The organism is Actinomadura sp. HBU206391, from assembly GCF_014323665.1.
Lineage (GTDB): Bacteria > Actinomycetota > Actinomycetes > Streptosporangiales > Streptosporangiaceae > Actinomadura_C.
Genome location: NZ_JABVEB010000040.1, coordinates 22,670 through 43,921 on the forward strand (window position 1 = coordinate 22,670; position 21,252 = coordinate 43,921).

Consider the following 21,252-nt stretch of genomic DNA (forward strand, 5'->3'; position numbering starts at 1 on the left):
TCGGGCCTACTGGATGACGGCGATGAGGTCGCCTTCCTGAACGACGTCGCCTTCGGCCACCTTGAGCGTGGCGATGACGCCCTCGTCCTCGGCGAGCACGGGGATCTCCATCTTCATCGACTCGAGGATGACGAGTGTGTCGCCCTCCTCGATCGCGTCGCCTTCCGAGATGACGACCTTCCACACGTTCGCGACCATCTCTGCGCGGACCTCGGCCACCACGGTACCTCTCTCTGAAGGCCGTCCGACCCCGCGTCCGGCGCCAGTGCAGATCTCTCGGTCAGGATGCGCGCATCCGCGCGACGAGCCCCGTGTCGTAAGTCCCCCGTGCGAACTCGGCGTTGTCCAGCAACTCGGTGAAGAACGGAAGATTCGTCTTCAGCCCGTCGATCCGGAAGACCTGGACGGCCTCACGGGCGTGTTCCAGCGCCGCGGCGCGGTCGGTGCCGAACACGCACAGTTTGGCCAGGAGCGGATCGTAGAACGGCGTGACGAGGTTGCCCTCGGCGTAGCCCGCGTCGATGCGGATGCCCTCGCCGATCGGTTCCTCCCAGACCTTGATCTCGCCGGGGCTCGGCAGGAAGCACTTGGGGTCCTCGGCGTACACGCGGAACTCGATCGCGTGCCCCGATGGCCCGGAGCCGTAGGACGCGTCCTCGCCCGCGGCGATGAGCAACTGCTGTTCGACCAGGTCGACGCCGGTGACCATCTCGGTGATCGGGTGCTCGACCTGCAGACGGGTGTTCATCTCCAGGAACACGAAGTCCTGGGCGACCGGGTCCACCAGGCACTCGACCGTTCCGGCGCCGCGATAGCCGACCGCCTCGCCGGCCCGTACGGCCGCTTCGAGCATGCGGGCCCGCAGCTCCGGTCGCACGCCCGGCGACGGGGTCTCCTCAACGATCTTCTGGTGCCGCCGCTGCACCGAGCAGTCGCGTTCACCGAGCGCCACCACGGTGCCGTCCGCCAGGCCGAGGATCTGGACCTCGACATGGCGGGCGTGCTCGATGTAACGCTCCAGCAGGATGCCGGGGTCCCTACCGGACCGGCCGGGGGCGCCACCGCCGCCGGCGAACCGCTCCGCGGCCCGGCGAGCGGTGTCGTAGGCCTTGCGCAAGGCCGCCTCGTCGAACGCGGCGCCCATGCCGATGCCGCCACCGCCGGCCGCCTTGACCATGACGGGGTAACCGATGCGCTGGGCCTCCTCGACGGCGGTCTCCACATCGGGCACCGGCTCCCACGTACCGGAGGCGACCGGGACGCCCGCGTCCATCATGAGGTTGCGAGCATTGATCTTGTCGCCCATCCGGGCGATGGCCAGCGGCGGCGGACCGATCCAGGCCAGGTTCTCGTCCACGACCCGCTGGGCGAAGTCGGCGTTCTCGGCCAGGAAACCGTAGCCGGGGTGGATCGCGCGGGCGTTCGTGCGCTTCGCCGCTTCGAGCACCGCGTCGATGTCGAGGTAGCTCCTGCGCGGATCCGGCGGGCCGATGAGGATCGCCTCGTCGGCCTGGCCAACGAACGGAAGGTCGGCGTCGGCCTCGGAGTACACGGCGATGGCCTTGAGACCCATCTTCCGTACGGTGTGTATCACCCGGCTGGCGATCTCGCCACGGTTGGCCACGAGCACCGACTCGAACACCTGACGGACCCCCTTCGCTGAACGCGCCGATCTGTGTTCCCCCGCAAGGGGCTCGCCTTCGCCGGAGGACCGAACGTGCTGAGACTAGTGCGAGAGCCCTCCGGAAACCGACTCCGCCGCTCGACAAAACTACAGGCCGGACTTTGTCGACACGGTCGGGCAGCTGGCGGAGACGTGCGGTGACCGGCTAGTAGCGGATCGCCGTGCGCCGCTCGACCACCCGGCCCAGCGCCTCGACCACGGTGGGGTCGTACTCCGAGATGGAGTCCAGCCGCAGCCGCTCGAGCACGGCCGCCGAACGGTCCCGGTCGGAGGAGTCTCCGACCAGGTCGTCGTAGGCGTTGGCGACCTTGATGACGCGGCTCGCGAGCGGCTGGGCCGAGTCTCGTCCCGAACCGTCCGGCCCGTGGCCGGCCGGCCCACCTGTCGCCGCGCGCTCATCCCGCACCGGCTCCACCCGGACGGCAAGGTAGGAGTCGGATTGCCTGCGCACGATCTCGGCGACCCGGTCGAGCACCCCCGTCTGCTTGATCACCTCGGCGCCGAGCTCGGCGATGCGCCGCTGGTCGGCCGGTGAGGCCAGTACGGTGGCGCCGCCCGGGATCGGGTCGCCGAGCGACAACTGGCCGATGTCGTGCATGAGGGCCGCGTACTCGAGTTCGAGCAGTTCCGGTTCGGCCATGCCCAGTTCGCGGCCCGTGGCCACCGACAGCTGCGACACCCGGCGCGAATGCCCGGTCTCGACGTAGCCGCCGACCTCGGTGACCCGGGACAGGGCGCGTACGGTCTGCAGGTAGGTCGCCCGGATGCCGGCGTAGCGGCGGAAGGCGAACTGCGTCACGAGGATGGGGGCGGTGAACACGATGAGCGCGGCCAGCCCCATCACCGACGTGGCCACCGCGATCAGCATGCCGGTGGCCCCCGTCGCCGCGCACAGCGCGAGCTTGGCCCCGATCTCGTCACGGACCGCGATGCCGAACCTGGCCCGGACGGCCTCGGCCCGGATCATCGCGGCGAGCGAGATGTCGACGAGGCACGAGAGCATCACGAACGTGGCCATGAGCGCGAGGACGGCCCACCACACGTCACGCAGCGACGCGTCGGAGACCGGCCGGAACAGCAGCGCCACGAGGCCCGTGGACAGCAGCCGTCTGGCCATCGCGTCCAGCCGCGGCGACCGCCCCACGGCGACATGCGGAAGCGAGCCGACGAGCATCCCGACCGCGGCGACCGCCACCACCTGCAGGGCCGAGTGGGTCGCGCGTTCGGCACCCACGCTGAGCAGCATGCCGTAGCCCAGCACTCCGGCCGTGGCGATCGGGGCGACCTCACGGTTGCCCGGCATGACCATGCGCAGCAGTTCGCCGATCGCGATGAGCACACCGAAGATCACCGCGGTCTGGGGCCGCTCCAGCCCCACGGCGGACACCTGAGTGATCGCGATCAGCACCATCAGGCCCGCGATCGCGATCAGCAGCAGCTGACCCGAGTCGATCGTCTGCCAGGGGGCCCGCTCGGCCCGCCCTCCCGTGGCGCTCATGACGCGGGGCTCCGGCGATGGAGCGCCGTGCCGAGACTCCGGCGATGAGACGCCGTGCCGGCGCTCCGGTGACGAGACGCCATGGTCACGGCGACCGGCGCCGCACCGGCCCCGGATCGCGTGGCCCGCGTGCCCCCGGCCCTCACCAGCGGGTTCCCTCGCCGGCGACCCGTAGCGGCACGCTGGGGTCGTCGTGGTCCTGCAGAGTGGTCTCGACGGTGTCGTCCTCGGGCAGCGTGACGGGCTTGGGCGGCTCCCAGCCCTTGGCGCCGAGAGCCCTCAAGAACGCGTCGACCATCGCCGGATCGAAGTGGCTGCCGGCGCACCTGCGCAGCTCGGCGACCGCTTCGTCGATTGATCGGGCGTCGCGGTAGGAGCGGGTGGACGTCATGGAGTCGAAGGCGTCGGCCACCGAGATCACGCGCGCGAACTCGGGGATCTCGTCCCCGGCGAGCCCCATGGGGTAGCCGCGGCCGTTCATCTTCTCGTGGTGGTGCATGATGCCCGCCAGTGCCTCGTCGAGAAAGCCGATCTCCTTGACGATCTCGAGGCCGCGCATGGGGTGGAGCTGGATGGCGGCGAACTCCTCCTCGCTGAGATCTCCCGACTTCTGCAGGACCTTGGTCGGGACGCCGAGCTTGCCGACGTCGTGCAGCATGCCCGCGTAGCGGATCGCCTCGACCCGCTCGGGCCGCATCCCGATCTCTTGAGCGATCATCACCGAGCCGCGGGAGACCCGCTCACTGTGCCCGCGCGTGTAGTAGTCCTTGGTCTCGACCGCCTGGCAGAGGGCGGCGAGGGTGGCCTCGTGGGCCTGCTGCTGGGCGCGGGTCTGCGCGAACGCCCACCGCGCGATGAACAGCGGGATGAACGCCAGCACCGCCAGATAGGGCACCCGCCAGAGCCCCGCGACGAGCAGTCCGAGCATGCCGTAGCCGAGGTAGCCGGCGGACAGCTGCGCGATCGGCTCCCACCGGAAGTCGCGGACCGACACCTGCCTGCTGAGCACGAGGATGCCGCCGATGAGCGCCAGGTTCACGGCGACGTACGTCACGACCGCGGCGACGAAGGGACCGATGATGTTCGGGAAGTACTCCGCCTCGGGCATGCCGGCGCGCCCGCCGAACGCCAGGTAGACCTGCCCGGCGGCGTAGCCGCACAACGCGAACTGCGCGCCGTTGAACAGCCGCTTGACCGGCGCGAACCGGAGCTGCCCGGTGGCGATCGCGGACAGGCATACCAGCGCGGCCCCGACGGGTCCGAGCAGCACGACCGACGCCAGACCCACCGTGAACCCGAGCGAGACGCGGGCGCGCTCGATGTTGAGCACGGCGGGCACCGAGTCGCACAGGATGAAGAGCAACGCCAGCACGGCCAGTGTCGGCCATCGGCCCTCGAAGGACGCCGTGCCCACGAGGACCGCCGCGAGCGCGGCGACCCCGCAGACGTACGCCCAGGCAGCGAGGGGTAGTCCACGCATTGCCGCCCCCTCCGGAGGTCGACGATGAGCGGGCCGCCGCCGGGGTCTAGTCGCCTAGACCCAGGACACGCCCTTGGTCACGGTCAGCAACACTACGGTCATGACGGCGGCTAACGCGAGCGCCGTCACCACGCGTTCCAGCATTTCCTGTCTCCTCCAGCCCGAGGTCGGGTCGTCCGGGCCCGCCGTGACGAACCGGGACGACGGCGGTGAGCGGGCCCTCTTCCGAGGTCCTCACCCAGGCCTTCCACTTCCCGCCGCCGGATTCCATTTCCGCACCAAAGCCTAGCCCGCGCTCCTGTCGCCACACGGGTAAGCGGGGAATCGTGAGCAAAGTGTGAATATATCTTCACTCTGAGCGATCACCGCCTGGCGGTGCGGGGGTCAAGCGCGCCTGGCCCACTCCACGGTGGCCTTCAGACCTTCGCGCAGGCTCGTGCGCGGCGACCATCCGAGGCCCGTACGGGCGGGCCCCGGATCGACCGCCATGGCGGGCAGATCGCCGGGCCGGGGCGGCGCGAACGCGGGCTCGTCGGGTGCTCCGGCGACCTCGGCGACCAGCGTGTGCAGGTCCCGGTCGGTGGTCTGCATCCCGGTGCCGATGTCGAACCGCCGGCCCCCGCCCAGGTCTCCGCACGCCCGGGAGAAGGCGTCCACCACGTCGTGGACGTACACGTAGTCGCGGGTGTTCCGGCCGTCCCCGTAGAGCCGGGTCGGCTTCCCGGTGAGCAGGGCGTCGGAGAAGATCGAGATGACGCCCGCCTCGCCCTCGGGACTCTGCCGGGGCCCGTAGACGTTGGCGAGTGTCAGGATGGTGTGGTCGATGCCGTACAAGGTGCGGTACATCCCCAGATAGGTCTCGGCGCACGCCTTGGAGGCCGCGTAGGGCGACGCCGGCCGCAGGGCCGCGTCGGCCGGCACCGGCAGCTCCGCGGGCACCCCGTACACGGCACACGAAGAGGCGAACACGACCTTGCGTGCCGACGAGACGCGCGCGGCCTCCAGCGCGTTGACCATGCCGAGGACGTTCACCTGGGCGTCGCGCAGCGGGTCGGCGACACTCTTGCGCACACTGACCTGTGCCGCCAGATGGCAGATCACCTCCGGACGGCGGTGCTCGGCGAACGCGACGAGCGCCGGGTCCGCCACGTCGAGCCGGTGCATCTGGGCGTGTTCCGGACGGTTGCCGCCGGAGGAGAAGTCGTCGACGCCCATGACCTCGTGGCCGTCCGCCGCCAGGCGATCTGCGAGATGGGAACCGATGAACCCGGCCGCGCCGGTGACGAGTACGCGCACCCGGCGAAGGATACTTCCGGGCGGGTACGCCTGCGGATACTTCCGGGCCGGTCCACGGGCCTGGTCCGCGCCGTGCTCAGCCCGGCGTGCTCAGATGGGCGCCGACGCGCCGCGCGGCCTTCGTGGGGCGGCCCGGCGTCAATCCGCCTCGGCGATCTCGGCTCGCACCTGCTGAATGCGGCCGAGCACCTTTTCCCGCAGATCGGCCGGGACCGGGTCGCATCCGCAGGACTTGCCGACGAGTTTCTTGACCACCTCTTCGAGGCCGTACTCGCGTAGGCAAGGGCTACACTCGTCGAGGTGCTGCCGCACTTCGGCGCAGCCACCCTGTCCGAGCTCCCCGTCGAGATATTCGTAGACCTGGGCGAGCACTTCGTCACACGGCGTCTCGTGGGGGTTTCCGCAGCTCATGCCGAGTCCTCCCTGTTCGCGCCGGTGCGGGACAGCCCTCGGTCGCTGGCGTAGTCCTCCAGCATGATCCGGAGCTGGCGGCGACCGCGATGCAGCCGGGACATCACCGTACCGATGGGAGTCCCCATGATGTCGGCGATCTCCTTATAGGCGAACCCCTCGACATCGGCCAGGTACACCGCGATCCGGAAGTCCTCCGGCAGATCCTGCAACGCCCGCTTCACATCCGAGTCCGGCAGATGCTCCAGTGCCTCGGCCTCAGCCGACTTCAGCCCACTGGAGGTATGCGACTCAGCCCGCGCGAGCTGCCAGTCCTCGATCTCCTCGGCCGCCGAGCGCTTGGGCTCCCGCTGCTTCTTGCGATAGGAGTTGATGAAGGTGTTGGTCAGGATCCGATACAGCCACGCCTTGAGATTCGTGCCCTCCTTGAACTGATGGAAGGACCCGAACGCCTTCGCGAAGGTCTCCTGGACAAGATCCTCAGCATCGGCGGGATTGCGCGTCATCCGCAGCGCGGCCGAGTACAACTGGTCCAGGAACGGGAGTACGTCGCGCTGGAAGCGTTCGCCCCGCTGCTCTACGGTCTCCGCCCTGCCAGGGACCTGACCCACCCCCTCGATGACTTCGGCGCCGCCGGAGCGTGCGCCTCTTGGCCTTGACGATATCGGTCCGCGCTGGCGGATCACGACAGCGCCCCCCGCCACCCTGATGTCCTCGACTACGGGCATCGGTCACACCTCGTTGTCTCTCTCGCCCCGCGCTGGGCCTGTCTTCACTCCATGTCGCAGACGGTTACAGCGCAGTGCAACACCGGCACCCCCCGTACGATTCCCTACCCGGAGAGGAAAGGGCCTGGGCGAGTCCAGGTCAGTTCATCCCAACCTGTACGGAGTGTGATCTGAGAGGCCTAACGGGGAAAGACGTTCCTTACACGGCGAGAAACAGGAGCCACCGTTGGTGCCGCTGCCGGCAAGACCCCCCATGCCCTCGGTCGTCGGAGCGCGCCAAGATCCTGATGACGCCGACTCCCTGGCGAAGTACTGGACCTTCTACCGAGCGGTCGCGGCCGCCCAGCTGACCCGCTGGTTGCCACGACGCCCGGCCCTCATCCTCGACGTCTCGGGGCCGCGCGCCCGATGCGCGCAACAGGCCGCCGCCGCCGGCCACAGGGTGGTCGAGGTGGTCGACGCCCATGGCCCCGCCGACCACGACGACCTCACCGGCGACCACCACCGGGTCATCGCGGAGGCCCACACGCTCGGCTTCCTCGCCGACGGCTCGGTCGACGCCGTGATCGCGGAGAACCGGATGCTCTCCCGGCATCTGGTCACCGAGTCGACGGTGGGCGAGATCGCCAGGGTGCTCGCGCCCGGCGGCCGGCTGCTGCTGTCGGTCGACTCGCTGATGCTGGGGATGGCGATCCTGGCCGAGCAGAACCACTGGGCCCAGCTGTCGGACGTGCCGAGCGCCGAGGTCGTGCTCGTACCGTGGCCGGACGGCACCATCACCCGCTGCTTCTGGGCGGACCAGCTGCGCGAGCTCCTCACCGACGCGGGCCTCGAGGTGGAGTGGATAAGACCCCGCACTGTGCTGTCCCCCTCGGCCGTCGACCATGTGGTGTCCGTGAACCCCGATGCCCTGGCACAGCTCGTCCAGACCGAACTCACCGCGCCGCTCGGTGACGAATCCGTCGGCATCCATCTCGTGGCGAGCGCCAGGAGGATCAGCGCCTGACGGTCGCGTGCGGCTCGGCGCTATCTGCGGGCTCGGTCGTGCTTGGCCTGGCATGCCACGCAGCGGGCGGCGTCGGGGCGTGCCTCCAACCGGCCTTCCGGCACTGGCTTGGCGCAGTCGACGCACTCTCCGTAGGTGCCGCCCGAGATCCGCGTCAACGCCTCCACCACGGTGTGGCGCTGCCGCTGCATCGCTTCGAGGGACGCCTCGGCCCGGTCGGCGTCGGAGAGGTTCGTGCCCGCGTCCGCCGGGTGCTGGTCGTAACTCGACGCCCCCGGATCAGGATGCTCTCCCTTCAGGATCGCGATGGATCTGTCGAGGTCGGTGAGCATCGCCTCGAGGCGGTTGCGTGCGGCCGAGGTGTCCACGGTGGTGCGCACTCCTCTCCGTCCACCCCGAGCCAGGGGCACGACCTAACAAGCATGCGATTAAAACAACGTGCCCGAATATTCCCCGGAAATGTCTCCGTCTGGCAATGGTTGGATGAGATGGGAACCGTTGTTCTTGACGTTGTTGACGGCCTTCGAGACGGGATAGGCGTCCATCGTGCCGGTCATCGCGGGCACCAGCAGCCCCCTGACCTCATCGGGCCGGGTGAGGCCCGGATCCAGCCAGGCGTCCCACCGTTCCGCCGGCACGATCATGGGCATGCGATCGTGAATGCGACCGAGATCGTCACTGGCCTCCGTAGTGATCACAGTGCAACTCCAGACCCATTCTCCGTCCGGCGAGCGCCACCGTTCGTACAAGCCCGCCATCGCCATGATCGTCCCGTCCTTCGGACGGATGAAGAAAGGTTGCTTACTGGGCTTTGCTCCGGTCGTCTCCGACGTGTACCACTCGAAGTAGCCGTCGGCGGGCAACAGGCAGCGGCGCTGGGCGAACGCCTTGCGAAAGGACGGTTTCTCGTGCGCGGTCTCCACCCGCGCGTTGATCAGACGACTGCCGATCGAGAGGTCCTTGGCCCAGAAGGGCACCAGTCCCCATCGCACCGTGCGCAGCTGCCGCACCGCCTCGCCGTCGGCGTCGGCGGCCGCCTCGGGCTCGGGGCGAGGACGGCGCTCGATGATCGCGGGCACCTGCTTGGTGGGCGCGACGTTGTAGTCGGCCTCGAGATCGTCGTCGGTGGCGTCGAGCCGGACTTGGAACTCGTCGAGCAACTCTTGGCGCTTGCGCGCTGTGGCATAGCGACCGCACATGCTCTCATCCTGCCGAATCCGGCGAGTAAGCGTGACCCGCGAACGGTTGGGCATGAAGCGTGCATGCGACTCATCAGAAGCCTGGCCAGACCCCTTGTCGCGCTGCCGTTCGTGGTCACCGGCCTCGAGACACTTCGCGACCCCCAGCAACGCGCCGAATACGTCGCGCCCAAGGTCAAGACCATCGCCGATCGCGTCGACTGGCTGCCGACCGACGATCCGGTGGCGCTCGTACGGCTCGAAGGCGCCCTCAGCCTGGGCACCGGAGCCCTGCTCACGCTCGGCAAGTTCAAACGCCTCACCAGCCTGCTGCTCACGGCCCAGATGGTGCCGACCCTGCTCACCGAGCACCGCTACTGGACCGAGGACGACCCGGAGCGCCGAGCGAGCGAACGATCGCACCTGCTGAAGAACCTGAGCCTGTTCGGCGCCCTGGTGATGATCACCACTGAACCGCGCCGCCGCTCCGGCCTCGCCCGCCGAGCCCGCGACGCCCGGGTCAAGGCCGGCGTAGAGACCAAGCATCTGCGCAAGCACGCCGCCGGCGAGGCCAAGAAGCTCGCCAGACGCTAGGTGCGCCGCCCTCAGATCACCACGCGCTCACGGTGTGGCGCGTCGTCCAGAGCGACGACCTCGTCGATCTCCAGCAGCACCGCGTCGGCGCCCGGCATGGGCCGCCGGCGCGTCATCAGCAGCACCGTCCGGCCCGCCGCCGCCACGAGCAGCCCGGCGAGGACGGCGGCGTGGTCGGTCTCGTCGGCCGGATTCGGCTCGTCCACGATGAGGACCGGGAAATCGGCCAGCAGCGCCCTGGCCATGGCGATGCGCAGGCGCTCTGCGCCCGAGACGAGCACGCCGCGCTCGCCCAGCGGGGTCGCGAGACCGTCGGGGAGCTCCGCGCACCATGACCCGAGCCCGGCACGCCTGGCGGCCTGGGCCACCTCGGCGTCACTCGCGCCGGGGCGGGCGACCCGGATGTTCTCGGCGACCGTCGCGGTGAAGACGTGCGCGTCCCGGGCGCACAGGCCCACGATCCTGCGGACGTCGGCACTGGAGAGGTCGCGCAGTTCGACGCCGTTCAGCGTCACCGAGCCCTCGTAGTCCACGAGCCGCAGCAGGACCGCCGCCAAACCGGACCGGCCGGCGTCGCCGTGACCGATCATCGCCACTCTGCGGCCGGGCGGCAGGTCCAGGTCCAGCCCGGTGAGGGGTGCCGCGTCACCACCCGTCTCACCGGCCCGCACGCCCCGCAGGCGCAGCGCGTATCCGCCGAGCCGGGGCAGGGGCAGCGGCAGCGGTCGGGCCGGATCGGCGACGCCGTCGGGCGCCTCCGCCACGGCCTTGATCAAGGCCACCTCCCGGCGGGAGCGCAGGTGGTGCCGCACCGCCGCCGACAGCACGGCGACGGCCTCGGCGGCGGCCGGCGGGATCAGTACGGCGACGACGAGCAGTGCCGGGTCGAGACGGCCCTCTCGCACCGCGGCCACGCCGAACAGCAGGGCGCAGAACATGGCCGCTCCGCCGACCAGCGTGGTGAGGCCCGCGGCCGCTCCCTCGATCCACGCCGACCCGCGCTCGGCCCGCGTGACCGTCGTGTCGATCCGGCGCAGCCCGTGGAGTCGCCGCGCCGCGGCGCCGTAGGCGATCAGCTCGGGCAGGCCGCTCAGGGTCTCCCTGGTGAGCCTGGACAGTTCCGTGCGCGCGGCGGTCGAGCGACGCCGCGCCCGTACGGCCGCCCGGTGTGCCGCCCACGGCGCACCGATCCCGCCGAGCAGCAGGGCCCCCAGCAGAGCCACGCCCGCGGGCGGCAGCAACCACCACTCCGCGATGACGGCGGCGGTCCCGCCCGCCATGGCGGCCGCCGCCGGCATCAGGCCGTGCCTGCCCCGGCCCACGACGCCGTCGGCCGCAGCGGCGAGCATCCCCAGCAGCCGCCCGTACACCCGGCCGTGCAGTCCGGCGGGGGCGAGGGCCGCGAGGCGCTCGTAGAGCCGCACCCGCGACCTCGCCAGCATCCGCAACGCCGCGTCGCAGGCCATCACCCGCTCGGCGTACCGCATCGCGCAGCGGCCGAGACCAAGGGCCTGTACGGCCACGATCGCACCCACGAGATGCGCCGCGGGCGGCCGCGACGGCGCCCAGGCCAGCAGCCATCCCGACGTGGCGAGCAGAGCGACGGCACAGGCGAACGCTCCGGTGCCGGCCGCGACCGCCGCCGCGCTCCGCACCTCGACGCCCCGGCCGGCCGACCGGCCGCTCATGCCGGCACCGGCATGGGCGCCGCGCCCGGCCGTCCGAGCGCGACGACATGGTCGGCCCGGCCGAGCAGCGTCCGCCGCCGGGTCACGATCAGCGCCGTACGACCTGGAAGCAGGGCGCCGATGGCCTCGGCCATTTCGATCTCGGCGAGCACGCCGAGGTCGGCCGTCGGCTCGTCGAACAGCAGCAGCGGCGGGTCGAGGAGGTCGCAGCGCAGCACGGCGCGGGCCAGCGCGACCTGCCGCCGCCCGGCCGTGGACAGGCCGGACCCGCCCGGGCCGAGCCTGGCGTCCAGGTGGGTGGACGAGGTCACTCCGGCCGCCGCCGCGGCCTTGGCCACGGCATCGGCGCGGGCCCCGGGCACCGCGACGGCGATGTTGTCGGCCACCGTTCCCGCGAAGAGCGCCGGCCGCTGCGGAACCCATGCGATCCGGTTTCGCCAGCTCTCGCCGGCCACCAGCCGGCGGTCACCGACCATGATGCGGCCCGCGATGGGGGTCTCGAAGCCGAGCAGTGCCGCGATCAGATCGGACTTCCCCGCTCCGGGAGGTCCGGCCAGTGCCGTCGTGGTCCCCGGCGTCAGCGTCAGCGAGACCGCACCCTGCGAGGGCCCGGGGCTGCGGGCGATCACCACGTCCTCGACCCGGATCGTCAGTGAGCGCGGGTCCGCGAGGTCGCCGCGCTCTCCTCCCCCTGGGCCGCCCTGGCCTCCGCGTGAGCAGTCCTCGCCTCCCCGAGAGCCGCCGTTCCCTTCCCATGACCTGGCGGACCCGCGCTCGGCCGGGCGGGCCGGCGTTTCGAGGAAGTCGAGGATGCCGCCGACGGCGGCCAGACTCCCCCGGCCCGCGCGCAGATGCCCCGTCAGCCGGTGCAGTGGTAGGCCCGCCTCGACCGTCAGGAGCGCCGCGAAGAGCGCCGACTGCAAGGTCAGCGCCCCCGAGGCCAGGCGGAGGCCGGCCGACAGCACGACGAGTGCCACGGAGAACGTGGCAGCCGCCTCCAGCACCAGGGCGGAGCGGAACGAGAGGCGCGAGGTCACGAGCGCCGCCATCCGGTACTGCTCGGTGGCTCTCGCGATGTGCCACCCCTGCGCTCGAGCCCGGCCGTACACCGTCAACGTCGGCAGGCCCGCGACCAGGTCGGTGAAATGGGCCGCGAGGGCGTCCGCCGTCCGCCGCTGCCGCACGGCGCGGGCAGCCGCGGGGCCACCGACGAGTCGGCCGCAGAGCGCGAACAGCGCCAGCGTCGCGAGCACGATGCCGGCCGAGAGAAGGTCGGCCACGGCCAGGGCGGCCAGCATCGCCGCGGGAACGACCACCGCCACGCTGAGCCGCGGCAGGCAGCGAGAGAAGTACGGTGCGAGCGCGTCGACCCGGGCCACCAGGGCGGCGGGCTCGGTCGGCCGCGGGCACGGGCCGTTCCGCACGGCCCGCGCCAGCAGACGGGTTCGCAGCCGCGACGCGACCTCGGCGGCGGTGCGGTGCGCCGCGAACTCCCCTGCCCATGCCAGCACCGCCCGTACGGCCACCACCGCGGCGAGAGCAGGTGGGACGGCCAGGGCCGAGAGCGCGTGGGCGAGCAGGGCCGCCTGCGCGATCACACATGCCGCGGTGCCCGACGCGAGCACCATGCAGACGACGAGGCAGCGCGTGGTGGCCGGAGCATGCCGGGCCAGCCGGATGTCGAAGACGGTGGCGACCCGGCCGCTGATCCGGCCCCTGATCCCGCCCGTGGCCCGGCCGCTGATCCGGCTTCTGACCCCGCCGGTGATCCATCCGCTGGTCCGGCCCCTGATCCATCCGCTGATCGAGCACCGCGGGCGCGCGGTCGGCACCTCGTCCACGGTCGCCTCCCCCGAGTTGACGACGTCTCCGGAACCCGCGTCCGCGGTGGGGAGACATCAGGTGGATCGCGTCGAACCTAGACCCGCGCCCGCCTTCGGCACCGCGCGATCTCCCGGTACATTCCGCAAGGCTGGCGATGCCGTTGCCGAGCCGTTGCCCGCCGGAGCACAAAGATCCCGCCCCGCCGCGAACCGGTAACCTCACGTACATGCCTGACTGGACCGCTCCCTCGGCCGACGGCCCGGTGAACGCGACGCTCGCCCTGCCGGGCTCGAAGTCGATGACCAACCGTGCGCTCATCCTGGCGGCGCTGGCATCCGCGCCCACGGTCGTCCGGCGTCCCCTGCGCAGCCGCGACACGCTGCTCATGGCAGATGCGTTGCGCGCCCTGGGCGCCGGTGTCACCGGTGAGGCGGACTGGACCGTCACACCGAGCGAGCTGAGCGGCCCGGCCCGGGTGGACGCGGGACTCGCGGGCACGGTCATGCGGTTCGTGCCGCCGGTCGCCGCGCTGGCCGACGGCGAGGTGATCGTCGACGGCGACCCGCGGGCGAGGGATCGGCCCATGGGCCCACTGATCATGGCGCTGCGCGCGTTGGGGGCCGAGATCGACGATGCCGGCCGCGGCGCCCTGCCCTTCACCGTCCTCGGGCGTGGCCGCGTGCCCGGCGGCGCCGTCACGATCGACGCCTCGAGCTCCTCCCAGCTGGTCTCCGGGCTGCTGCTGGCCGCCCCCCGGTTCGACAAGGGCGCCGAGGTGCGCCATGAGGGGCCACCGGTACCGTCCGCGCCGCACCTGGAGATGACCGTACGAATGCTCCGCGCCGCCGGTGTGGCCGTCGAGGCCGACGAGAGCGTGTGGCGGGTCGCGCCCGGGGCCGTCGGGGGCGGCGAATGCCACATCGAGCCCGACCTGTCCAACGCCGCGCAGTTCCTCGGCGCCGCGCTGGTGACCGGGGGCCGGGTGACGGTGCGGGACTGGCCGGCCGACACCACTCAGCCAGGCGACGCGCTCCGCGGGCTGCTGGAGCGCATGGGCGCGACCGTGTCACATGACGACGACGGGCTGACCGTGCGCGGCGGCGGCACGGTCGAGGGCATCGAGGCCGACCTGCACGACGTCGGCGAGCTCACCCCGGTCATGGCGGCTCTGGCCGCGCTGGCCGCCTCCCCCTCGCGGCTCACGGGCATCGCGCACCTGCGCGGGCACGAGACCGACCGGCTGGCCGCGCTGGTCGCCGAGATCAACGGGCTGGGCGGTGACGTCCGGGAACTCGCCGACGGACTGGAGATCCGCCCGCGCCCGCTGCACGGCGGCGTGTTCCACACCTATGACGACCACCGGATGGTGATGGCTGCGGCCCTGCTCGGCCTCGCCGTTCCGGGCGTCGAGATCGAGAACGTGGACACCGTGGCCAAGACCCTTCCCGAGTTCACCGCACTGTGGACCCGAATGCTGGAGGGGTGACGCTGGCACGCCGCCTGGACGACTTCAGCGAGGACGACGTACGGGTCCGGCCCGGCCGCCGTGGTACCCGCCCGCGCACGCGCCGCAGGCCCGCGCACGGGGAGGCCGTCACGGCCCTGGTGCTCGGCGTCGACCGTGGCCGCTACCACTGCCTGATCGACGACCACATGGTGACCGCCATGCGCGCACGGGAGCTGGGCCGTAAGAGCGTGGTGGTCGGCGACCGGGTCTCGGTGGTCGGCGACGTCTCCGGCGAGCCCGACACGCTGGCCCGCATCGTCCGGGTCCAGCCCCGCTCGTCGGCGTTGCGCCGTACGGCCGACGACACCGACCCCTTCGAGCGGATCATCGTCGCCAATGCCGAGCAACTGGTCATCGTCACGGCGCTCGCCGACCCGGAGCCACGGCCGCGGATGATCGACCGTTGCCTGGTGGCGGCCTATGACGCGGGGCTGGACCCGCTGCTGTGCCTCACCAAGGCCGATCTGGCCTCGCCGGACGAGCTGGTGGCGGCCTACGACCCGCTCGGCGTGCCCTATGTGGTGACCACCCGCGGCGGCCGGGTCGACGAGCTGAACGAGAGACTGGCCGGACGGATGAGCGTGCTCGTCGGCCACTCCGGCGTAGGCAAGTCGACGCTGGTCAACGCGCTGGTGCCGGACGCCTTCCGAGCCGTCAGCCACGTCAACCCGGTCACCGGCCGGGGCCGTCACACCTCGTCGTCGGCGATCGCGCTGGCGCTCCCGGACGGCGGCTGGATCATCGACACCCCCGGTGTCCGGAGCTTCGGGCTGGCCCATGTGGCCCCGTCGAGCCTGCTCGGCGCCTTTCCAGATCTCGCCGAGGGCGCCGCCGAGTGCCCTCGGGCCTGCACCCACCTGCAGCCCGACTGCGCCCTCGACGCGTGGGTCGCCGGCGGGCATGCCGACGCGGCCCGCCTCTACTCGCTGCGCCGCCTCCTGGAGAGCCGCGAAGGCGAGCCGGACTGACGGCTGTGATCGGTGATCAGGCCGGTGTGATCGCTAGGCTGGTGTGATCATTAGGCCCCGTGATCATCAGGAAGGGGCGCCCGGGCCGAGCTCGTCGACGAGGGCCATGGCACGGGCCTCTGCCTCGTTGAGCACGTTGATGTGGGCGGGTGCGAGTTCTTCGACGCACCGGGTCATCTGGGCCGTGACCTCGCTGAAGGCGGTCTCCTCCGCGGCCCGCAGGGCCGCACGCACGGTCGCCGTGCGCGCGCCGAGCGCCGCCCACTCCAGCTCCAGCCGGGCGATCGTGCTCTCAGAGGCGGCCGCAAGCTCGATGGCCTCGGCCCTGAGCTCGGCGGGCACCTCGCTCCGGCCGGCCTGCCGCGCCCGGCTCGAGAGCGTGGAGATGCGGCTCGCCAGGTTCAGCCCCTCGTGGGCCAGCGGCAGCACGTCATGGATCATGTCGGTGACCGCGGTGGCGAGTTCCTCCACCTGGCCGAGCAGGGTCCGGTTCACCGTCTCCAGGGCTCCGGCGACGTGCTCGGCGACCTGTTCCGCGACGGCGCGCTCCTGAGTGGTGAGAGCCGGGATCACATCGCTGTCGAGCCGCTGCCGCAGCTCCGCGCCGAGCTCGCCGTCAGCGCGGCGCTCGTGCCAGGCCGCCCAGACCCGCTCGATGCGCTGTCTGCCGGAAGCGGAGATCTCCCCGGAGACCTCGCCCAGCGCTTCGGTGGACCGGGTCTTGAGCCGCTCCACCCGCCCGTACAGCGCCTCGCGTTTGAACGGCTCGTTCAACTCGGAGAGCAGGGCCTGCAGCCGCCGCGACACATCGATGGCGTGCTCTGCGAGCGGCACCAGGCGGTCGGCGAGCTCGTCGAGCGTGGTCGCCCGCCGGGGGTCGGTCAGCTCGGACACCCAGGCGGGAAGGTCGTGGGCCATGCGCTCAATGCTCCCATCCGGGGACGGCGCGTCGCCGCCGTAACACCCGGAGCCGTCGGCATCAGTCATTGGGACGCAGTGTCCAGCGGACGGTCATCTCGGCGACCATCTCGCCATCGGCGCGCCGGATCGTCACCGCGACGTCGAACTCCGGCCGCCCGCCGTCGGCGAGTTCGGCACGCACGTCCGCCGCGGGACGGCTCAGCAGCGCCTCGGCGGTCACCTCTCCACGGGCGAGCTTCAGATAGCGGATGTCCGCGCTGACGGCCAGCGGGGTCGCGATGGGGAGCTGGTCCATGAAGGCGCCGATCACCACGGCGCCCGAGGCCGTCTCGGCCAGCGAGAACAGCACCCCCGCGTGCGGACCGCCGACGTGGTTGTGCAGTTCTTCGCGATCCGGCTGGCGCAGCAGGGCGCGCCCCTCTTCGTGCTCGAGGAATTCCGGGCCGATCAACCGTACGAAGGGCACCAGCCCGGTGAGCGCGTTGCGTACCGTTGCTAGATCAACAGTGGCCATACCGCATGCTACTGGCAAGTAGGGGAGCTCCGCCGCCCCCGCCGACCAGGCCGGCTCCGGATACGACAGCGCCTTCACCCGAGTAAGTCTGTCAGCACATGCCGTGATCGCGGTAGCGTTGCACGTCGTGGCAGGCTATTCCGATGACCTGCGTCTGGCCCATGTGCTGGCGGACGCGGCCGACGACATCACGACGCGGCGATTCCGGGCGCTCGACCTGCGCATCGAGACCAAACCGGACCTCACCCCGGTGAGTGACGCCGACCGCGCGGTCGAGGACCAGATCCGCGGCACGCTCAAACGGGCTCGCCCGCGCGACGCCGTGATCGGCGAGGAGTACGGCAAGACCGGATACGGGCCGCGATGCTGGGTCATCGACCCGATCGACGCCACCAAGAACTTCGTCCGGGGCGTACCGGTGTGGGCGACTCTGATCGCGCTCATGGAGGGCGACGAGGTCGTCGTGGGGCTGGTCTCCGCCCCGTCCCTCAGCCGCCGGTGGTGGGCCGCCCGCGACGGCGGCGCCTGGACCGGGCGCAGCCTGGCGAAGGCGAGCCGACTCCAGGTCTCGTCGGTGACGCGACTGGCCGACGCCTCACTGTCGTTCTCCAGCCTGAGCGGCTGGGAGGAGCACGACCGGCTGGACAGCTTCATGGATCTCACCCGGTCGGTCTGGCGCACCCGCGCCTACGGCGATTTCTGGTCGCACATGATGGTGGCCGAGGGAGCGGTCGACATCTCCACCGAGCCCGAAGTGAGCCTCTGGGACCTCGCCGCGCTGCAGGTCATCGTCGAGGAGGCCGGCGGGGTCTTCACCGATCTCACCGGCACACCCCGTCCCGACGGGGGAAGTGTGGTGTGCAGCAACGGCCATCTGCACAACGAGGTTCTCCGCACTCTCGGTGGCGGCAGGCTGACGCATCGCGTTTAGTGCCGTCGCGCGTCACGAGATATATCGTGGAAACTCCGCTCCACCGGAACCCCACCGGCCGAGCGGCCGTTTTCCTGGTAGTGCATTAGCGGCCGGAGGTGTTCGGGAATGTCGACACGAACCAAGTTCGTCATCGGAGGGGTCGCCGTCGGGCTGCTGACCCTGTGGATCCTGCCCTGGTGGATCTCAGCCCTGATCATTCTCGGCGTGATCGGCGCGCCCGTCGTGGCGTACCTGATGCTGGACCCCTCGCAGCGGCGGCGGGTGCGCTCTCAGGGCCGTAAGCGCATCGGGTCGTAGGCGGGCCTTCTCCACGGCGACATACGGCGCGGCCTGCGGCCCGGGTACGGGCCGGCGAGCCGCGCTACCCGACATGGACCTGGGACGCCGGGAGACGTCGGGTTCGGCCTGCCGCACCACCTCACGCGTGAGCGGCGGCACGTCTCCACCGCCGAAGAGCAGGTAGCGGATCATGGCCACGATCGGGTTGCCCTCCGCCCAGTGGAAGGCGGATCTCGCCCGAGCCCGCGAGATCGCGCAGGTCCCCGACGAGCCACCGTCGCAGCCCTCCCCGGCCGCCTCGCGCTCCCGGCCGGTCGTCATTCTCCGGGTCACCTCACCCCCAGTTCACGTGCCCTGATCCTCATCATTCCCACTCGGGGTCGCACACGACCTGTGCGGTCGCGCGCCGTACCGGCCCCTGCGCTAGCGTCGGCCTGTGACCAAGGTCGGGGTGGTGGGGGCCGGCATCCTCGGGCTGGCCGTGGCCAGGAGAATTCTCGAGCTGCGGCCGGAGGAGTCGGTCACCGTCCTCGACAAGGAGGACCGGGTGGCCGCGCACCAGACCGGCCACAACAGCGGCGTCGCCCATGCGGGCGTCTACTACGCTCCCGGGTCGCTGAAGGCCCGGCTCTGCCGCCGCGGCATCGGCCTGCTCCAGGAGTTCTGCGCCGAGCGCGATCTGCCGTACGACGAGTGCGGCAAGGTCATCGTCGCGCGCACCGACGCCGAGGTGGCACCGCTGCGTGAGATCGAGCGGCGCGCCGCCGAGAACGGTGTTCCCGGGCTGCGGTGGCTCGACGGGTCCGGGCTCCGGGAGGTCGAGCCGCACGCCGCCGGTGTCGCGGCGCTGCACTCGCCGCACACCGCCATCGTCGACTTCCCCGCCGTGGCCCGCGCGTTCGCGGGCGACGTGCTCGGCGCCGGCGGGGCCGTACGCCTCGGCTGCGAGGTCATCGGCATCCGGCGGGACGGCGAGCGGGTACGGGTGATCACGGCGCGGGAGGAGTTCGTCTTCGACCGGCTGATCGTGTGCGCAGGCCTTCAGGCCGACCGGGTCGCGCGGCTGGCCGGTGACTCCCCCGGCCCGGCGATCGTGCCGTTCCGCGGCGAGTACTACCGCCTCGTGCCGTCCCGTACGGATCTGGTGCGCGGGCTGATCTACCCGGTCCCCGACCCGCGCTACCCGTTCCTCGGCGTGCACTTCACCCGGCGGGTGGACGGCGGCGTCGACGTGGGCCCGAACGCGGTGCCGGCGCTGGCCCGCGAGGGTTACCGGCGCCGGGACCTGAGCGGGGCCGACCTCTGGGAGACGCTGCGGTGGCCGGGCTCCCGGCGGATGGCCCGGCGGAACTGGCGCACCGGGCTGATGGAGATGTACGGCTCGGTCTCGCGGCGCGCGTTCATCGCGCGGGCCCGCACCTTCGTGCCGGAGTTGACCGCGGCCGACGTGGTGCGCGCCCCCGCTGGGGTGCGGGCCCAGACCGTCGATGCCGACGGATCACTGGTGGACGACTTCCGGCTCGGCCGGGTCGGCCGGGTCGTGACGGTGCGCAACGCGCCCTCTCCGGCGGCGACGTCGTCGCTGGCCATCGCCGAGTACATCGTCGACCTGGCGACCTGACTCAGCGCTAGCACTACGGCGGACCGAGTCGGAGCACCGTGCGGCCAAGTACATCGCCAAGGTGCTCAAGGACCTCGACTACAAGGTCGTGCTCCAGCCCTTCTCGGTGCCGGACAGGTACCTCGCCGAGATGAAGGTGTCGCACGGCGAGCGCTGGCAGGCCAGCGCCGCCGCTCAGGGCGCCGTCGCCTCTGCCAAGGGGAACATCGTCGACCTGGGCACGGCGACCGAGGTCACCGGTGACCTGAGCGGCCGGATCGCCCTGTTCACCCGCGTCGCCGGCAGCGAACTCGTCCAGGCCGAGGCGGCCGCCGCCAAGGGCGCGGCGGCGGTCCTCATCGCGAACGTGCCCACGGCCGCCTTCCCGGAGCGCAAGGCCGCCGCGTTCGCCCCGGCGCTGGCCGAGCCGGTGGCCGTCCCTGTGATCGGCATCGCCCAGTACCACGGTGAGCGCATCCGCGCGGGCGTCTCGAAGCTGTCCCTGACCGTGACGCACCACGCCTCGCTCACGTCCTACAACGTCCTCGCCGAGCGGAAGGCCACCTTCCCCAATCCCGACGGCGACGTCGTGATGGTGAGCGCCCACTACGACAGCGTCCCGGGCTCGCCCGGCGCCAACGACGACGGCAGCGGCACCGTCCTGTGCCTGGAACTGGCGCGGGCGCTGCGCCGCCTGCCGACCCAGAAGGCCCTGCGATTCGCGCTGTCGGGGTCGGAGGAGTACGGGCTGATCGGCTCCACCCACTATGTCGCCGGGTTGACCGACGCCGAGGCGGGCAACATCGCCGGCTGCTTCCAGAACGACATGGTCGCGACCAGCCACTCCCCCGCCACCCGTTATTGGCTGCTGTCGGTCGACGGCGCCGACAACGCGACCACGGCCGCGGTGTCGGCCGCCGCCGGGCGCCTCGGTTACACCGGCCAGATCAGCGCGCCGACCGCGCGCGGGTCGAGTGACCACGTGCCGTTCTTCGAACGCGGCATAGCGTCGGGCAACTTCAGCTGGCGGGGCGAGGGAGCGCCCAGCGAGCTGCCGATCTACCACACACCCGAGGACACCATCAAGAAGAACGTCAGCCTGGAGCGACTGCAGGTGTCGCTGGAACTGATCGGCTCCGCCG

At 71.4% G+C, this 21,252-nt stretch carries 21 protein-coding genes; 8 read left to right on the forward strand and 13 right to left on the reverse strand.

Annotated elements, in window-relative coordinates; genetic code table 11:
• Window positions 1-6 precede the first annotated feature (6 nt).
• The 7 genes from HKK72_RS15495 to HKK72_RS15525 form a co-directional block, all read right to left on the reverse strand.
• On the reverse strand, window positions 7-219 hold the full coding sequence (locus tag HKK72_RS15495) for a biotin/lipoyl-binding carrier protein (RefSeq protein WP_315987274.1): 213 nt from the start codon (window positions 217-219) through the stop codon (window positions 7-9).
• Window positions 220-280: 61 nt separating this feature from the next.
• Window positions 281-1,642 carry an acetyl/propionyl/methylcrotonyl-CoA carboxylase subunit alpha gene (locus HKK72_RS15500; protein WP_187235068.1) on the reverse strand — a complete coding sequence of 454 codons (1,362 nt, stop codon included), beginning with the start codon at window positions 1,640-1,642 and terminating at the stop codon, window positions 281-283.
• Between the two features lie 187 nt (window positions 1,643-1,829).
• The gene (locus HKK72_RS15505) at window positions 1,830-3,182 is read right to left on the reverse strand and encodes an HD-GYP domain-containing protein (protein WP_187235069.1); all 1,353 of its coding nucleotides are present in this window, start codon (window positions 3,180-3,182) and stop codon (window positions 1,830-1,832) included.
• 142 nt (window positions 3,183-3,324) lie between these two features.
• The gene (locus HKK72_RS15510) at window positions 3,325-4,662 is read right to left on the reverse strand and encodes an HD-GYP domain-containing protein (protein ID WP_187235070.1); all 1,338 of its coding nucleotides are present in this window, start codon (window positions 4,660-4,662) and stop codon (window positions 3,325-3,327) included.
• Between the two features lie 384 nt (window positions 4,663-5,046).
• Window positions 5,047-5,958 carry an NAD-dependent epimerase/dehydratase family protein gene (locus tag HKK72_RS15515; RefSeq protein ID WP_187235071.1) on the reverse strand — a complete coding sequence of 304 codons (912 nt, stop codon included), beginning with the start codon at window positions 5,956-5,958 and terminating at the stop codon, window positions 5,047-5,049.
• 138 nt (window positions 5,959-6,096) lie between these two features.
• Window positions 6,097-6,369 carry a mycothiol system anti-sigma-R factor gene (rsrA, locus tag HKK72_RS15520; RefSeq protein WP_187235072.1) on the reverse strand — a complete coding sequence of 91 codons (273 nt, stop codon included), beginning with the start codon at window positions 6,367-6,369 and terminating at the stop codon, window positions 6,097-6,099.
• The gene (locus tag HKK72_RS15525; protein ID WP_410050307.1) at window positions 6,366-6,980 is read right to left on the reverse strand and encodes a sigma-70 family RNA polymerase sigma factor; all 615 of its coding nucleotides are present in this window, start codon (window positions 6,978-6,980) and stop codon (window positions 6,366-6,368) included. The genes rsrA and HKK72_RS15525 overlap by 4 nt, the downstream gene beginning before the upstream one ends.
• Before the next feature lie 370 nt (window positions 6,981-7,350).
• On the opposite strand from HKK72_RS15525, the gene HKK72_RS15530 reads away from it, so the two are divergent.
• A complete protein-coding gene (locus tag HKK72_RS15530; RefSeq protein ID WP_187235073.1) occupies window positions 7,351-8,103 on the forward strand; it encodes a methyltransferase domain-containing protein in 753 nt (250 codons plus the stop codon).
• Between the two features lie 20 nt (window positions 8,104-8,123).
• Here HKK72_RS15530 and HKK72_RS15535 read toward each other — a convergent pair whose 3' ends face one another.
• Window positions 8,124-8,483 carry a TraR/DksA family transcriptional regulator gene (locus HKK72_RS15535; RefSeq protein ID WP_315987275.1) on the reverse strand — a complete coding sequence of 120 codons (360 nt, stop codon included), beginning with the start codon at window positions 8,481-8,483 and terminating at the stop codon, window positions 8,124-8,126.
• Window positions 8,484-8,531: 48 nt separating this feature from the next.
• Window positions 8,532-9,302 carry an SOS response-associated peptidase gene (locus HKK72_RS15540; protein WP_187235074.1) on the reverse strand — a complete coding sequence of 257 codons (771 nt, stop codon included), beginning with the start codon at window positions 9,300-9,302 and terminating at the stop codon, window positions 8,532-8,534.
• A 63-nt stretch (window positions 9,303-9,365) separates the two neighbouring features.
• Between HKK72_RS15540 and HKK72_RS15545 the strand changes: the two genes are divergently transcribed.
• Complete coding sequence (locus tag HKK72_RS15545; protein ID WP_187235075.1) at window positions 9,366-9,875, forward strand: DoxX family protein; 510 nt, start codon at window positions 9,366-9,368, stop codon at window positions 9,873-9,875.
• Between the two features lie 11 nt (window positions 9,876-9,886).
• On the opposite strand, the gene cydC is transcribed toward HKK72_RS15545, so the two are convergent.
• Window positions 9,887-11,563, reverse strand: a complete 1,677-nt coding sequence (gene cydC, locus HKK72_RS15550) for a thiol reductant ABC exporter subunit CydC (protein WP_187235076.1) — start codon at window positions 11,561-11,563, stop codon at window positions 9,887-9,889.
• The gene (locus HKK72_RS42155) at window positions 11,560-13,404 is read right to left on the reverse strand and encodes an ATP-binding cassette domain-containing protein (protein WP_187235077.1); all 1,845 of its coding nucleotides are present in this window, start codon (window positions 13,402-13,404) and stop codon (window positions 11,560-11,562) included. The genes cydC and HKK72_RS42155 overlap by 4 nt, the downstream gene beginning before the upstream one ends.
• 209 nt (window positions 13,405-13,613) lie before the next feature.
• Between HKK72_RS42155 and aroA the strand changes: the two genes are divergently transcribed.
• Window positions 13,614-14,873 carry a 3-phosphoshikimate 1-carboxyvinyltransferase gene (gene aroA / locus HKK72_RS15560; RefSeq protein ID WP_187235078.1) on the forward strand — a complete coding sequence of 420 codons (1,260 nt, stop codon included), beginning with the start codon at window positions 13,614-13,616 and terminating at the stop codon, window positions 14,871-14,873.
• Window positions 14,870-15,862 carry a ribosome small subunit-dependent GTPase A gene (gene rsgA, locus HKK72_RS15565; RefSeq protein ID WP_187235079.1) on the forward strand — a complete coding sequence of 331 codons (993 nt, stop codon included), beginning with the start codon at window positions 14,870-14,872 and terminating at the stop codon, window positions 15,860-15,862. Before aroA ends, rsgA begins: the two co-directional genes overlap by 4 nt.
• A 66-nt stretch (window positions 15,863-15,928) precedes the next feature.
• On the opposite strand, the gene HKK72_RS15570 is transcribed toward rsgA, so the two are convergent.
• Window positions 15,929-16,780 (reverse strand): hypothetical protein, encoded by an 852-nt coding sequence (locus HKK72_RS15570; protein ID WP_187235080.1) that lies wholly within the window; start codon window positions 16,778-16,780, stop codon window positions 15,929-15,931.
• 61 nt (window positions 16,781-16,841) lie between these two features.
• Window positions 16,842-17,297: a DUF4442 domain-containing protein gene (locus HKK72_RS15575; RefSeq protein WP_187235081.1), complete on the reverse strand. Its 456-nt coding sequence runs from the start codon at window positions 17,295-17,297 to the stop codon at window positions 16,842-16,844.
• 127 nt (window positions 17,298-17,424) lie between these two features.
• Between HKK72_RS15575 and hisN the strand changes: the two genes are divergently transcribed.
• The 4 genes from hisN to HKK72_RS15595 form a co-directional block, all read left to right on the forward strand.
• A complete protein-coding gene (gene hisN, locus HKK72_RS15580; RefSeq protein WP_187235082.1) occupies window positions 17,425-18,228 on the forward strand; it encodes a histidinol-phosphatase in 804 nt (267 codons plus the stop codon).
• A gap of 108 nt (window positions 18,229-18,336) precedes the next feature.
• Complete coding sequence (locus HKK72_RS15585) at window positions 18,337-18,528, forward strand: hypothetical protein (protein ID WP_187235083.1); 192 nt, start codon at window positions 18,337-18,339, stop codon at window positions 18,526-18,528.
• 418 nt (window positions 18,529-18,946) lie between these two features.
• Window positions 18,947-20,131, forward strand: a complete 1,185-nt coding sequence (lhgO, locus tag HKK72_RS15590) for an L-2-hydroxyglutarate oxidase (protein WP_315987276.1) — start codon at window positions 18,947-18,949, stop codon at window positions 20,129-20,131.
• Between the two features lie 61 nt (window positions 20,132-20,192).
• The coding region (locus tag HKK72_RS15595; protein WP_222720750.1) for a M28 family peptidase at window positions 20,193-21,252 on the forward strand (1,060 nt) is incomplete at its 3' end.

What these genes read in the sequence shown, in the direction of transcription:
- HKK72_RS15570 (WP_187235080.1), bottom strand. Translation starts at nt 16,780, where the DNA reads ATGGCCCACGACCTTCCCGCCTGGGTGTCCGAGCTGACCGACCCCCGG.
- HKK72_RS15575 (WP_187235081.1), bottom strand. Translation starts at nt 17,297, where the DNA reads ATGGCCACTGTTGATCTAGCAACGGTACGCAACGCGCTCACCGGGCTG.
- cydC (WP_187235076.1), bottom strand. Translation starts at nt 11,563, where the DNA reads ATGAGCGGCCGGTCGGCCGGCCGGGGCGTCGAGGTGCGGAGCGCGGCG.
- rsrA (WP_187235072.1), bottom strand. Translation starts at nt 6,369, where the DNA reads ATGAGCTGCGGAAACCCCCACGAGACGCCGTGTGACGAAGTGCTCGCC.
- HKK72_RS15530 (WP_187235073.1), top strand. Translation starts at nt 7,351, where the DNA reads ATGCCCTCGGTCGTCGGAGCGCGCCAAGATCCTGATGACGCCGACTCC.
- HKK72_RS15545 (WP_187235075.1), top strand. Translation starts at nt 9,366, where the DNA reads ATGCGACTCATCAGAAGCCTGGCCAGACCCCTTGTCGCGCTGCCGTTC.
- HKK72_RS15510 (WP_187235070.1), bottom strand. Translation starts at nt 4,662, where the DNA reads ATGCGTGGACTACCCCTCGCTGCCTGGGCGTACGTCTGCGGGGTCGCC.
- HKK72_RS15505 (WP_187235069.1), bottom strand. Translation starts at nt 3,182, where the DNA reads ATGAGCGCCACGGGAGGGCGGGCCGAGCGGGCCCCCTGGCAGACGATC.
- HKK72_RS15585 (WP_187235083.1), top strand. Translation starts at nt 18,337, where the DNA reads ATGTCGACACGAACCAAGTTCGTCATCGGAGGGGTCGCCGTCGGGCTG.
- aroA (WP_187235078.1), top strand. Translation starts at nt 13,614, where the DNA reads ATGCCTGACTGGACCGCTCCCTCGGCCGACGGCCCGGTGAACGCGACG.
- HKK72_RS15540 (WP_187235074.1), bottom strand. Translation starts at nt 9,302, where the DNA reads ATGTGCGGTCGCTATGCCACAGCGCGCAAGCGCCAAGAGTTGCTCGAC.